The organism is Microbulbifer sp. Q7 (assembly GCF_001639145.1).
In the GTDB taxonomy this organism is placed as follows: Bacteria; Pseudomonadota; Gammaproteobacteria; order Pseudomonadales; family Cellvibrionaceae; genus Microbulbifer.
The window spans coordinates 832,302-847,427 of sequence record NZ_LROY01000001.1; the positions used below are offsets into that span (position 1 = coordinate 832,302).

Genomic DNA, 15,126 nt, shown 5'->3' on the forward strand with positions numbered 1-15,126 from the left:
GCGCAAATGATCACCCACCTGTTGGTTCCAATCCGGGGCTGCTTCCCTCCGGAGCCGCACAAAAGCCCTTGAAAGGTGCTGCTGCGACCGTAATCGTTGATTCTGGTGATGCCCGGTCTTCGGCAGCCAAGCCGTATGGGGCTACACACTTCGTGCCGTCTACCTCGCGGGAAGGGGCGGTGACAAAAACTGTCATCAAGGGTCGCTTCGAGCTGGACAAGCTGCTGGGTGTGGGCGGCATGGGTGCCGTTTACAAGGCGCTCGACCGACGCAAGTTGGAAGCCAGTGATAGCGACCCCTATGTGGCGATCAAGCTACTGAACGAAGACTTCCAGAAGCACCCCGATGCTTTCATCTCCCTCCAGCGCGAGGCGCGGAAATCCCAAACTCTTGCGCACCCCAATATCGTAACCGTGTACGACTTCGACCGCGAAGGCGACCGGGTTTTCATGACCATGGAGTTCCTTGAAGGGGCGCCCCTCGACAAGCTTCTGCGCGAACATGCGGATGTGGGCCTTGGTAGTGAGCGTGCATCGGCGATTTTGCATGATGTGTCGCAAGCCCTGATTTATGCGCATTCTCACAGGATCGTGCATTCGGACTTCAAGCCGGGAAACATATTTGTTACCCAGAAGAAGGGCGCCAAGGTAATTGATTTTGGTATCGCACGCGCGGTGTCTGAGGGAGGAATTGCCAGCAAGGCGGGTGAGCAGACCATATTTGACGCCGGAACCCTGGGTGCACTCACGCCGGCCTATGCCAGCTATGAAATGCTCAAGGGCGGCGAGCCACAACCCACAGATGACGTCTATGCGCTGGGGTGCGTTGCCTATGAGCTGTTCAGTGGTCGCCATCCTTATAACAAGGTTCCTGCAGACAAGGCGTTTGCGCGCAAGCTGAAGCCGAGGCGCATACGCGCACTTAGCCGTCGCCAGTGGCGTGCCCTTGAAGCCGCGCTTGCGTTCGAGCGATGCGACCGTACGGCCACGGTGGATAAGTTCGTTCATCAGTTTTTCGGCAAGGCGGGTTGGAAATGGGCCTTCGGCGGCCTGTTCGTTGCCACGCTCGTAGCTGGTGGGTTTGGCTACGCCCATCTTGAGCAGGAAAATGTTGCCGAGCAGCAGCGGGTGAAAGTAGAGCTCGAGCATAAGCTGCAGCGCGAGCTGCTAGAGCGCCGTATTGCGGACAAGCGCGAGGCAATCAGCCGGCTATTGGGCCTCAGTGTACTTACCGCTTCCTGGGAGCGGGACTTGCGCGTAGAGCTGGATGAATACATCGATCTCAATCCTCGCGATGTGTCATTCCCCGAGTCCGTGCGATGGCAGGTATCCGATCTGTTTATCGCGGCGGCCACCGGTCAGTTGAATCTCGGTAATCTTGAACCGGCAGAAGCCATGCTTGGCCGTGCCGCCCGCTGGAATGAACAAGTGGAAGGGGCCGAAGAAATTCGCGGCCAATTGGCCCAGGAGCGCAAGGAATTGCGCCAGCGTCTGGAAGAGGAGCGAATTGCCGCTGAGCGCGAAGCCGAACGTTTACGCCAGCAAGCGCTACGCGAGCAGCGGCAACTCGCCGCCGCCGCAAAGCAGCGCAAGATTGACGCGGTACTTGATGATATGGAATCCGCCCTAAGTTGCAGCTTCGGGATGCAGATTTCTTCAATCGGCAGCGCACTCGGCCGGCTGGCCGAACTCGACAGGGCCAAGGCCGCGGTTCTGCGCCCGGTACTGGCAGAAGAGCTTACCGGGTGCTTTGGGCGCTTGGCGGTGAGAAGCCCTGAGCGCACCGCGGGGCTGCTTCGGGAAGCGCGCATCATGCTACCTGCGCAGCGCCCGCTAGCGGAGTTCGATATCGATTACTGTGCGCATCTACGCCCGGGTAGCGGCGCCCGTGGTGATCGCTACACCTGTGCTGATCCGATGCGAGATGGAGGGTTCGGTCCGCAAATGGTGGTTGTGGCCGGTGCTTCCGGCAGGCCTCTGGCGGTGGGCCGTTACGAGATCTCAAACAGCGAGTTTGCGCGCTTCTGTAATTCAGCGGGCAAGTGTACAGGGGTGCAGCTCGATAGCGGCGCACTACCCGTGCATAACATCTCCCGAGCGCAGGCAGAGCAGTATATCCAGTGGCTTAGCGCTCAGACCGGACGCAGTTACCGGTTGCCGAACGAAATCGAATGGTTTGCTGCGGCCAGCGCCAATGGCCAGCCTGAAGTCTCTGATCGTAATTGTACATTGCGATATGGCGGAATCGAGCGAGGGCTGGAGCTCGTCGCGGCTAACGCGGGCAAGGCCAACCCCTTCGGAATCGTTAACGCCGTGGGTAATGTTCAGGAGTGGGTCGTCAGTATAGACAAGCAGCTGATCGCCGCCGGCGGCAGTCGGGTGGATGCTATGAGCCGCTGTCTGGCCACCTCAAAAACACTGCACAGCGGCGCTGGTGATGAGATTACCGGCTTCCGCATCGTGCGCGATCTGGTGCGCTGAGCACCGTATAAAAACATAGCGATCTGCTGACGATAGAACACTGCCTAGTGCGGAAAATCAGTCTGTGGATGCACGTGGCATATTCCAAGGGGGGAAATGTGGCTTTGTTCAGTAAGGGATTGTTGGTGGTCTCAGTGGCGGCAATGTTGCTAACTGGTTCGGAAGTGAGCGCGCAGGACGGCGACAGTGGTTTCCGCAGCCGGGTGCGCCAGGCGTTTGAACAGGATGTACCCCATATCAACGATACCGATGTATCGGAGGAGTTCGAGCGCCGCGCCAAGGAGGCCAGGGACCCTAACCTGGATACAGATATTCCAGAGGTTTCCGGCCGTGAAATCGGTCCCCGTATCTCGGTGAAGAAATTCCGGTTCCATCGTCTGGAAGAGTACCCGGAATTCGGTATCGACCGCGAGACAGTCGAGGCAAAGGCCGAAGCACTCCGCGTCCAGTATATGAAGGAAGATAAGATTGTCGCAGCGGGTTACACCGTCGACAACCTGCAAGAGATCGCACTACTACTCGAAGGCATGGGCGCGCGGTTTGCGCCGGAAAACCTGGGAGCGAGGGAGCTGCGCAAGCTGATAAATACGCTGGAGCGTCAGAACGCCCAGCGTGGACTGAGCTATGTGGATTTGGAAGACATAGCCGCAGAGCTCACGCGTTTCTACCGCCAGCAGGGGTTGTTCCTGGCGCAGGTACAGATCCCAGCACAGGAGGTACAGGATGGCGTGGTGACCTTTTCAGTGCAGGAGGGCGTACTCGGGCAAGTGGCGGTACACGACAACCAGAAGTACAGTGAAACGCAACTGGCTGACGCGTTTTCTTCGCAACAAGGAAAATTGGTCAATCACGACAGCATTGAAGAGTCGCTTTACCTGTTAAACGACTTGCCCGCATTGAACGTTGCCGGCTACTTCAGCCCCGGCGATAACCCGGGTGAGACCCGCCTCAACCTCAAGGTGCGTGATGAGAGCGGCTGGCGCCTGGTCACGCGCATGGACAACCACGGCTCTACATTTACCGGCGACAACCGTATTTTCACTGCCGTCGACTGGTTCAATCCCCTTGGAATCGGTGACGAGCTCACGGTGGGTTATCTGAAGTCCTCCGGCATTGATGAATTTGATTCCGGGTTCGGGTCGAATCTTGGGCAGCTAAAATACAGTCTGCCCCTGTTGAGTACGCGCACACGCATTCAAATTTCGGCCGATTACAATAAGTTCAAGATCCATAATTCTGAAAACGAAGACGACTTCATTAACCTGCTCGAGCTTGAAGGTATCAATGAAAACTATGGCTTGAGTGTGGATCACAAATTCCGGCGTTCACGGGATTTCAATATCACTGGTACTGTCACGGTAACGGACAAGAACACCGAAATGATGGCTGCGACGCCTATCCTCGAGCGCTGGGATCAGGCGCTCGGTGGCGAGGCCGGTATCTATGTGGATCGCCTGTCCGGTGGGGGCATACCCATGCTGAACGTGGTCAACGCGAAAATACAGTACGGGGAGCTGAATAGCTACTCCGGTGACACTGGCTTGGAAACGGATTCCGAGTTTCAAAAATTCGCTGCGGAAACCAGTTCGTTGCTCTTTCTGCCAATGCCACTGACAGATTCGCAGTCGCGGCTTGTCGTTAAAAGCCGCTGGCAGTACAGCGAAAATACCCTGCCATCATTTGAGCAACTTTCCCTTGGCGGCGCCAACGGCGTACGTGCGTTTGATGTGCGGGATTTTTCTGCCGACCAGGCCGGGCTGATCTCTGCCGAGTGGTATCCATCCTTCCCCGATGCGATCAATCCCAAAATCTTTGGTAATCGCCTGAATGACATCCTGCAGGTGGCGGTGATTGCGGATGCTGGTTACGGCATCGTAAACAATCCTGAAGAGGATCTGAACAATGACTGGGCAGCCCTCGCCGGGGCCGGCTTCCTGTTTAAGTTCAGTTGGGCCGAAAACTGGGCGAGCCAATTATCGGTGGCCTGGCCGACGACTTCCAAATCATCCATTGAGGGTGCCGGAGACGATGCCGACAGTCCCACCCTATATGCAGACTTTTCCTACTTCCTGCAGTAATCAAACTTCGATTTAAATGATATCGGCAGCGCCGCGGCGCCGCCATGGAGCTAAGTGGCAAGAATCATGAATATGAAAAGAAATTTGCTTTCTATTGCAGTGAGTGTATCTGGTCTGGCCGGCATCACGCTAACCATGCCGCAGTTTGCCATGGCTGGGCCTAGTGGCATGAACGTTGTCGTAGGCACAGTGACTGATAATACTGATGCCGGCTCGTTGAATTACGAATATGCCGTCGATGGGCAGTTTGCCCATATCGATTGGGCCGATTTTGTAATCGAAGCAGACGAAAGCGCTAATTTTAATTTTACCGGTGCCAGTGGAGACTTCGATCCATCGGCCATGGTGATCAACCGGGTTCTTGAGGGAAGCACAGAAATTTTCGGGACTCTGAGCTCCAATGGTCATGTCGTATTGATTAATCCCCGAGGCGTACTTTTTGGTGAGAATTCGGTGGTGAGTGTGGCAGCGCTTACCGCTGCAGCGATGAACGGCAACATCGCGGGTGCAGATGGGGATTACGAATTCACGTTGGGTGATGCGGCAGGCACAGTGAGCGTTGCCGCCGGCGACCCGATTTTCGCACCTGGCGGTATCACGTTAATTGGCGCCAGCGTTTCGAACGCCCGTGATCTGACGGCGGCAGAAAACGGAGAACTGGTCACCGGTAGTATCAATTTCCATGCTGGCGAGAGAATGACCCTTACCCTGGCAGGCGGACTTGTCACTGGCGTTGCTATCAGCGAAGAGGCTGCCGATATCGAATTTGGCGAGGGTCTTGATGTTATTAACTCCGGTAATCTAGAAGCCGTGCAGGTGGTGATGGAGGCGCGCGCAGCCAGGTCACTTGTCGGCGCAGCAGTAAACAACACAGGCACTGTAATCGCGACCGGTATCGATACCAGTGGAGGGACGATCACCCTGGGAGCCTACGGGCCAGGTTCTGCAACGATTCACAATAATGGATCGCTGACCGTCAGTAACGGTGAAGTTGAGAATGCTGTTGCCGGAATAATCAACGTTACTGCCGAGGAGATTACTCTCGGGACCGATAGTGCGTTGATTGCGGACGCAAATACCTACACCAATACCGATCCGGTTACGGTGGTTGATACGGTGGCGGATGGTGGTGATATCACCGTGAGCGCATCTCAGAGTCTGACTCTGGATGGAACCATTAGTAGTACCGGTAACGGTTCGGGTAGTACCGGCGGCACGGTCAAAACTATCTCTGAATCGGCCATTTCTGGCGCATCCACGGTGTCCGTGGTTACCGATGATGCAGATGCTGCTAGTGGTGGGGAGTGGCAGGTTACCGCGCAATCTGTGGCTCTGGACGGTGTTGACTGCGCCGGCAACTGTATCAGCTCTGCCGCGGTCGTTGGCGCACTGGATGACAACGCTGCGGTAACGATTGATGCGAATGCCGAGACTCTTACCGTTGAGGCGGGTTTGGATTGGAGCGGAGATTCTTCTCTTAAACTCGAATCTCAGGACACTGTGGCGCTGACCTCCGGTCAGGCAGTAACCGCAATTAATGGCAGCCTGAACGTAATAGCAGTTAATGGTTTCAGAAACAGCGCTGATGTTGATGTCGGAAATTTCTCATTGGATGTGGGCGCGCTAAATATTGCAGAGGACAGCCCACCAACTGTTAGTAGCCTCGGGGATCTCCAGTCCGCAAATACTCTGGCCATAACCAACCTGGGCGGAAATCATCACTTTGATGTCAGCGCCATTTCCTCAATTTCGGAAATTGACTTGAGCGGCGGAGTAACAAACCTTAAAGGTGACTTGTCAACAAGTATTGCATCTATCACAGATGCCGATGGCGTTGTGGTTGGTGAAGGGGTCACGCTCTTTGGAAATAACGCAGCTGATGGTGTTGCCGACGATGCGTTCATCCTATCTGCCGATGGGAAGGTTGAATACGATGACGTAATTTTTGAGAACCTCGATGCTGTGAATGGTCTCGGGGGCCTGGATTCTATTGACGCTAGTGCCTTCGGTCCGGGAGTCAGCCTCACCGACAACGCCGGTGAGCTGGACGCCGATGGACTGGTTATTACCGGCATAACAGAGATCACCACCGGCACATTGACTGGTTCGACGAACCAGGAAGCTTTCGATCTGACTGCCGACGCTACTCTTAGCGTCGACACTTATACCGGGTATAACTTCTACGACGTTACGAACCTGAACGGCAATGGCGGCTCCGATAGTTTCCAGAGCGCTGCCGGCGGCGACTGGATGCTGGCAGAAAATCTCGCCAGTGTCACCCACGGCGGAAATCTCACGCTTGAAAATATCGATTTATTTACCGGTGGTTCAGGAAACATTGTCGGTGATGGTAATAGCTACTTCTTCGATGTGGGTGGTGGCACTGCCGTTGTCGTGGCTAATAACATGGAGTTTACTGGCAACACATTGACATTCAATGGCATCAGCAAAGTAGAGTCCGCCGGTGAGTTGAATGCGCTGGGTCTCTCAGGTGCTTACCTTAAAGATGATGACAATGTAGCGGCAGAGGTTTTTGTCGATACCGCCAGTGACGATAGTGGGATCAAGTTTATTGGTTTGTCGGATGTCAGGGTGTCGCAGATAGATACGGCGCAAGCCGGCGGAATCGCTTTATCTGTGGTCGGAAATAATAGCGCTGAGTTAACTGACCCCACTTTCACAGAAGTTAAGTTAGAAATTCATGACCTGGATGGCGTAATCGGTGCTTCTGGAAATACACTTTCTTCGACCGGTGACTGGGAAGTAGACGGTAGTGGTGCAAGCAATAAGAGAATCAATTTTACCGGAGCTTGGACGGTTACCTCGAACGGTGCAGACCTTGCTGCCGAAAGAAATATCGAAAATAACTTTTCTGTTAATAGCGAAGGTTATGTCGGTGTTCATGAAATTCTATTTACTGATTTGGTGACAGTCTCACCAGGTGGAGGTTCGAGTACTAGTATTCTGGATGCTTCTGGATATGAATACGGAGTTGTCATAGGTGCTGATAATGATAGTGTCGCGCTCCTTACGGATGCGGACGGCAGTACTGGGACAGTATTTTCTGGGTTGAGTAGCGTAACTTCTGATCTTCTTGCGGCACGCGATGATGCCGGAACTACCACATTTTCCATTGAGAACGATGGGGCGAATGAATATTTTGATGCCAGTAGTAGCAATATCAGGTTCTATGAGTTACAAACGATTAAGGGCACTGAAAATGGAACAGAGGTTGTTAATTGGGATGACAGTTGGACCCTGAGTAGCGCCGCTGAATCCGGTATATATTTTTTAAGTGGTTCCGGGGTTGGTGTTATCGGTTTCGATACCATCAACACTTCCGGCGGTACTCTGGATTTCAATATCGGTGAGAGTTTCACTATTGAATCTGACGGCGGCGTCACCGTTGCAAATACCACTTTTAACGGTCTTGCCATGCTGCAGAAAGGTTTGGGATTTGACGGTAGTGCTGCACGCGATCCTTCTCTGGATGCCTCTGCCTTTTCGGATGGTTTGACTCTCACCGACAATGTGCTCGAAGTGGTCGCTGGCAACCTGACCATTTCCGATATCTCCAGTATTACCGCTAACAAAGTGACCGCATCTACTAATGCGATTACCCAGCATGACTTCGTGATCGGCTCTAATAACGATTCGCAGACAGTAACCGTTAACGGAATGCTTTTCGGGGAGCTGCAAGAAGTTATCTCTGACGGAAACGACACTTTTTCGGAACGGGCATCCGGATTGGCGGTGCTCTATCTCGACGACGCGAGTGGCAGCAAGATTTATTCGCATCTCGCCGGGGCTGAAAATGAGGTTGGTTTCTCCATTGATAACGGTATCGCCTTTTCCGGTTTTGGTTCCGCGAGTGTCGCAACAGTTGATACCAATGGGCAGAATGTTGTCCTGGATGTGAACTCCGAAAATAACGCGGACCTCGATAGCGGTGCGTTCACATTTACCGGCCTTTCAAGTATCGAAGGGTCCGGTAATGACCAAGTCACTGGTTCTGGTAGCTGGGCCCTGGGTAGCGGTAGTGTAAGCAATGCCTCCATTGTTTTCTCGGGTGCATGGGACATTATTGCCTCTAATGGTGAACTTCAGGGTAGTGATGCGCAGGAAACCTTCACCCTGGGGAACGGCGGAGCGCTGGATGTTTCCGGATATTCCGGATATGAATTTAGTGGTTTCACCTCGGTTACTGCAGGTGCGAGTAGCGATAGTGTTTCCAGTGATAGTAATATCCACTGGACTCTTCTCGATACGAATTCTGCCGAGAGCAGCAATGGAATTACCTTCGACGGCTTCAGTAGCATCGATGCGGATGCGGCCACGCTCACCGGCACCGCAGGCGACGATACCTTTACACTGACCGGCAGCCAAGCCGATGGGGCTACCGTCGGTTACGGTAGCATGGTATTTACCGGCCTGAGCGAGGTGCTCGGTAACGGTTCGACCTATGATGCCATCACCAACCCCACCGCGATCGGTGACCAGCTGGGTGCCAGCGGCTACAGCGATGCGCTCGCCCTAACTGGCAGCGACGGTGAATTGCACGTTGCAGGTTCGTTGACGTTCGAGGGCCTAAATTCAGCGACTCTCGCCAATTTGACCGCAACCGACAATGCAGAGATTTTTGCCGTAAACGATTCAGGTGGGTTGACGATTGCCGGTTTGAATATTTTCGGTCTTACCGAGATCCACGGTGAGGGCGGCAACGACAGGCTTGTTGCCATCGACACGCCGACCATGGAAAGCGGCTATGTCAGTAGTAGCGGGATCCAGTTCTATGACTTGGGGACCATCGAAGCGGCCACTCTGGAAGCCACCAATGGCGACGATACCATCGCATTCGGTGATTCCGGCATTCTGACTGTCAATGGTATTACGGTTGAAAATGTCACATCTATTGACGCACGCGGCGGCGATAACGACAGCGTTACCGGCATGGATGGCCAGGACTGGCAGCTACTGAGTAGCACCAGTGCCGAAAACAACGGCATTACTTTTATCAATGCGGAGACACTGGCGGCCGTCAGCGGGGGGCTGCTGGGAACCACCGGCGCCGATAGTTTTACACTGAACGTGAATGGCAGTGTCATCTTTGCCGACAGCATAACCATCTCCGGCATGACTTCTCTGCATGGCAATGGCGGTGTGGACAGCCTGAATGCCAGTGCTTTTGATACAGGCATTAGCCTGACCGATACCCTCGGACAGCTGGACGCCGGCGGACTGTCCGTTACCGGTATCACCGAGATTACCACCGAAATTGTAAACGGCACGGCAACTCAGGAAGCCTTCAACCTGGCTGATGACACGCTGACCGTTAGCACATACGTGGGTTACAACTTCTACGGCGTTGCCGAACTCAACGGCAACGGCGGCTCCGATCGTTTCAACAGCGCTTCCACTGGCGACTGGGTGCTGGCAGAAAACCTGTCCAGCGTTATCTTTGAGCGCGCAACTGGACGCGACCTGTTAATTGAAGGCATCAACACCTTCACCGGTAACTCCGGCGCGATCAAGGGGCACAACAGTGGACACGCATTTGAAGTTACTGCTGACAATGCAGTGATCGTTGATGGCACACACCAGTTCAGTGGTGTCAGCGATGTCGATGCGGGCACTGGCACGGACGAGGTAACAGCCATCGCCGAAGTTACCCTGGCGGGATCGGACGGCGCTTTCAATACCAGCGCAATTGAGTTTACCGGCATTGATCAAGCCACTGCGTCCGACCTTCGGGGCAGCACTACAGCGGAAACCTACACCTTGCAGGGCGGTGGTGCTCTTGAGGTCGCAGGCATTGAGTTCACCGGTCTGAGCAACGTCAACGCGGGCTCCGGGGTCGATCAAGAGGACCAGGTGGTATCTCGCGGCGGCCAGGACTTCACGCTGAATGTGGATAAATCGGTTAACCACGACGGCATCGTGTTCAGCGAGGTGGAGCGCTTCAGTGCTCCGGATGACGAAGCCAACCTCGATGCCACCGCTTTTGTCGCGGGCCTGACTCTCACTGGCAATGCGCGGGAAGTCATCGCCGATGATGTCACCTTCAGTGGCCTGATATCGGCCGATACCGCGTCACTGATCGGCAGTGCCGGGACCGATGTATTCGCACTGACCAGCGACAGCATCACTGCTCGCCTGATTCAGTTTACCGGGGTCACCAGCGTCACCGCCGGTGGTACCGGCAACAGCGTTGAGAGTGCCGGTGGCATCAATTGGACACTGGTGGATGCAGACTCTGCACAGAGCAGTAATAGCGTGACCTTTGACGGCTTCAGCAGCATTGATACCGATGCTGCTACGGTCACCGGCACCGGCGGCGACGATACTTTCACCCTGATCGGCAGCGAAGCCGATGGCGTAACCGTTTCATACGGGGATATGGCATTTACCGGCCTGAGTGAAGTGCTCGGCAACGGCTCGACCTACGATACCATCACTAACCCCGCCACTACTGGCGACCGGCTGGATGCGAGCGGTTACAGCGATGCGCTGGCCCTGACCGGCGCCGATGGTGAATTGCGGACTGCGGGGGGGCTGACCTTTGCCGCTTTGAACTCCGCCGTACTGGCAGAGCTTGATGGCTCCGCTGCGGATGAGACCTTCCAGATAGCTGGCGATGGTGCGATCACCGTGGCGGCCCTGAATCTCTCGGGGCTGAGCCAGGTCAATGGCAACGATGGCACCAATACGATTCGTTCCGCCGGCTCTGCGGACATGAGCGAAGATGGTGATTTTGTGACCGCCGAGGGTATCGTATTTTACGATATCGACATCCTTGATGTTGGCGTCGTGGGAGCTACCAACCGCGACGATGATATCCTGTTTAACGCTGACGGCAGTGTCACCGTCAATGGATTGGAAATTGGCTCCTCTACCCGCGTGGATGGGTTGGGTGGTACCGATACTGTGACCGGGTTCAGTGGCGCGGACTGGACATTGCTGGGAGACAGCAGTGCCGAAAACAATGGCATAACTTTCCTGAACGTGGAAATCCTCAATGCCCTTAATGGAGGGCTGTACGGGACCAGTGGTGCTGACGACTTTATCTTGAACAGCGGCGGCAGCATCTCCGCAGGATTGCTCACCGTCAACGATATGACGTTTGTGGACGGCGTGTCGGCGGACAACACCCTGGATGCCAGCGCATACAGTGGACTGACCCTGTCCGACACAGCGGGAGAATTACTTGCGGGTACACTTGGCCTGCTGGGTATTGAGCAGGCGACCACCGGTACACTGACCGGCAGTACGGGGGCAGACGCATTTACGCTTGCCAGTGATGGCGCAATCAATGTTGCCGGTATCCAGTTTGATGGGGTCGCCACACTCGCCGGTGGCGCGGGCGAGGATAGTTTCAGCAGTGCCATCAGTGGGGACTGGCAGCTTGCAGAAAATACCGCGAGCCTGCAGCACAATGGTGTGTCGATCTCCGGTATCGAGGCGTTCTCCGGTGGCTCCGGGCGTGTTGTCGGTGATGATGGTGGGCATACCTTTGCAGTAACGGGCAATGGCGCACTGACTGCCGACAGCGTTCAGTTCGATGGTGTAACCGCGGTTGAAGGTGGCGTAGGTAGCGACGATGTCAGCGCTATTTCCAGCGTCGAGCTGGCGGGGGCTGATGGAGCGTTCAGCAGCAGTGCGATGAACTTTACCGGCATCGACAGCGTGAGCACCTCCACCCTGGTTGGAAGCACCAGCGCCGAACAGTTTGTGTTGTCGGGCAGCGGCGCCCTCACCGTGAGTGGTATCGCTTTCCGGAATCTGGGCACCGTCTCCGCGGGCGCTGGCGGAGACGACGAAGTGATCTCCCGTGCGGGGCAGGGATACGCGCTGGCTGGCGACAATAGCGTTAGCCACGACGGTATCCAGTTCAGCGAGGTGGAAAGCTACGTTGGGCAGGGTGTGAGCCTGTCGGTGAGCGGGCAGGCAAGCGCACGCATCACCGCCAGTGGCACAGTCGCGTCCGGTGCCTCCACGTTCAGTGGGCTGCAGCGCCTGGCGTTGGAAGATGGTGTGACTGCGCTGGAGGCCTGGAATAGCGTCACGTTGTCGGGCGCCAACGCGGTGACCAGTGGCGATATCCGCGTGAGTGGCGTCGGCGTGGTGACCGCCACCGGTGCATTGACCGGCACCGGCGGCGCTGACGAATTTACCGTAACCGGAAACGGTGCGCTTACCAGTCTCGGTATGACATTCGGCGATGTGTCTTCAGTAACGGGCGCCGGCGGCAGCGATGCGATAGTGGGTGCCGCTGACAGCGGCTGGCAGTTGGGCACTGAATCTGGTTCCGTGTCCCATGCCGCCATTGCCTTCAGTGAAATGGAGCAGGCCAGTGGCGGCAATGGCATTCTCGACGGTGCGGATACCGATACCCAGTACGCACTGGCTTCCGATGGAGGCCTGCAGGCAGGGGGCATCCATTTTGCGGGTATTACGGACGTCAACGCAGGGGCGGGGTCGGATCGGGTAACGAGCGCCAGCGGTGTGCGCTGGACTCTGGGAAATAGTGCGGGGAGCGCTAGCACGGCAGGTGTGACCTTCCGCGGGATCGATCAGATCGCCACCCAGTCCGCAGTCATCGATGCTACCCAAAACACGACGGCCGAAAGCTTTGCGCTGAGTGCGGATAGCCGTGAAATTTCTGTATTCGATCTGCTGTTTGACAGTGTCGCGGAGGTGTTTGCCGGTAGCGAGGGGGATAACGAGGTGGTCAGCGGTACCGATAGCTGGCAGTTGGAGAGCGGCGCGCGGGTATCCGCCAACGGGGTAACCTTCAACGGTATCGATCGAGTGGTGACGGACAGTGCCAGCCTGACTGGCACCAGTGCGGAGGAGCAGTTTGTCCTCGCCGGAGAATCCGGTGGGTTGAGTGTCGACGGCATCGATTTCAGCGGGGTCAGCCAAGTGACCGGTAATGGTGGTGCGGATTCCCTGATTGGCACCTCAGCAGCGGATACATTCAACCTGGCAGGCGATGGTGGTATTGCCGTCTCCGGTATCGATTTCGATGGTATTGGTCGTGTTGACGCCGCCGGTGGTGCTGATACCGTCGCCGGCAGCGGGGCTAATTGGCGTTCGCTGGAGCAGGATGCAACCCTGGTTGAAGGCGCGGCGGTCGCTGTTGTCGACTCCATCACCGTGTTGTTCGAGAACCTGGAACAAGTACAGACTACCGGTGCTTATGACGGCCCCACCTTCGGTGCTGATTACCTGATGACCGGTCCGCAGCGCCTGCAAATGGGCGGGGTCAGTTTCGCCGGCTTGGATTCCATTAGCGCGGGGAGTGGCAGCGATACCCTGTACGGGTTTGACGGTGATATGAGCTGGACCCTGGGGGCTAGCGGTGGCAGCGTTGCCACTGGGCAGTCCTCAGTGGGCTTCAGCGGTTTTGAGCAGATCGTTGCCGGAAGCGGAGTCGATACCTTCAATCTGGATGGCGGCGCCCTGGTCTCACTGGATACCGGCGCTGGAAATGACACCGTAGTGATGAGCGGAACGCTGCTCGACAGCCTGTCGCTGGGCGCCGGTGACGACCTGCTGCAGATTCTGGCAGGCGTCCAGCCCACGCAGCTTCTTGGGGGCTCTGGTAGCGACCAGCTGCAGATGCAGCTGGCGGCGAAGCAGCAGTGGCGGATCACCGGAAACTCGGACGCGCAAAACCAGGTGGGTGAATTTACCTTTGGCGGTTTCGAGTCGTTGCAGGATGGTGCCGGTGGCCTGGATCTGGTTTCGAGCCAGCAAATGGACTTCACCTACGATGATGTTAGTGCGGGTGTCGAGTTTAACGGTGGCGATATGGCGCTGGCATACGACGGCACTGGCGATGTGGTTCTGGTAAGCAGCACTACACAAACCATCGGTGGCTCCCTCAAGGCCGCCAATGCCGACCTCACCCTGGCCGGCGATCTGGATATCGCGTCCGACCTCCAGTCCCTGTCACTGCGTGCCAGCGGCGGTAATATCGATGTATCGATTGTGGAAGCCGACGACCTGGTTATCGGCCAGATTAACGTAGGCCGCGGGAATCTGGCCCTTGCCAGTGCAAACTTTGGCCTGTTGACAGCTGAGAGCGTTCGCGAGACCCACATTACTGCGGGTACCGCGGTGATCGGTACCGAGCAGCAGCGCTGGGGCAATATCGGTACCGTGATCAATCCATTGCGGTTCAATGTCACCGAATCCGTGGATATCGTCTCGCTGTTTTATTACGAGCCGGCGTTCGAGGGGCGGATGCCACTGTTTACCGCCATCGGTAACAAGGGTGTCTCCATTGCCAGTAACGAGACCGCTCAGGGATTGAAGTCTGCGGTACAGAACCCGGTGGATGATATTGCGCAGCTGGACCCGGGTATCTTCACCGAGGTGGCTCCGTACAGTCTGGGCGTGGACGTGCTGAATTTGCCGGAAGTGCGGCTGCAGGGCGGAGAGCTGCTACCTATGGAGGAAGAGGAAGAGGAGAAGCGTCGGCGCGAAGCTTCCGCGGCGGTGGGCGGTAGATAACCTTGCCACCGGCCGGGGCTTGGCCCCGGCGCACAAAAAAAGGCCGACTC

3 protein-coding genes are annotated in these 15,126 nt (G+C 56.2%); all 3 read left to right on the forward strand.

The window, feature by feature from the left end:
• Positions 1-179: 179 nt before the first annotated feature.
• The 3 genes from AU182_RS03350 to AU182_RS03360 all read left to right on the forward strand — a co-directional run bounded on the left by AU182_RS03350 (position 180) and on the right by AU182_RS03360 (position 15,076).
• The gene (locus AU182_RS03350) at positions 180-2,480 is read left to right on the forward strand and encodes a bifunctional serine/threonine-protein kinase/formylglycine-generating enzyme family protein (protein WP_066960601.1); all 2,301 of its coding nucleotides are present in this window, start codon (positions 180-182) and stop codon (positions 2,478-2,480) included.
• 143 nt (positions 2,481-2,623) lie between these two features.
• Positions 2,624-4,558, forward strand: a complete 1,935-nt coding sequence (locus tag AU182_RS03355) for a ShlB/FhaC/HecB family hemolysin secretion/activation protein (protein WP_227718103.1) — start codon at positions 2,624-2,626, stop codon at positions 4,556-4,558.
• A 189-nt stretch (positions 4,559-4,747) separates the two neighbouring features.
• Positions 4,748-15,076, forward strand: a complete 10,329-nt coding sequence (locus tag AU182_RS03360) for a filamentous hemagglutinin N-terminal domain-containing protein (protein ID WP_193754280.1) — start codon at positions 4,748-4,750, stop codon at positions 15,074-15,076.
• Positions 15,077-15,126 lie beyond the last annotated feature (50 nt).

What these genes read in the sequence shown, in the direction of transcription:
- AU182_RS03355 (WP_227718103.1), top strand. Translation starts at nt 2,624, where the DNA reads ATGTTGCTAACTGGTTCGGAAGTGAGCGCGCAGGACGGCGACAGTGGT.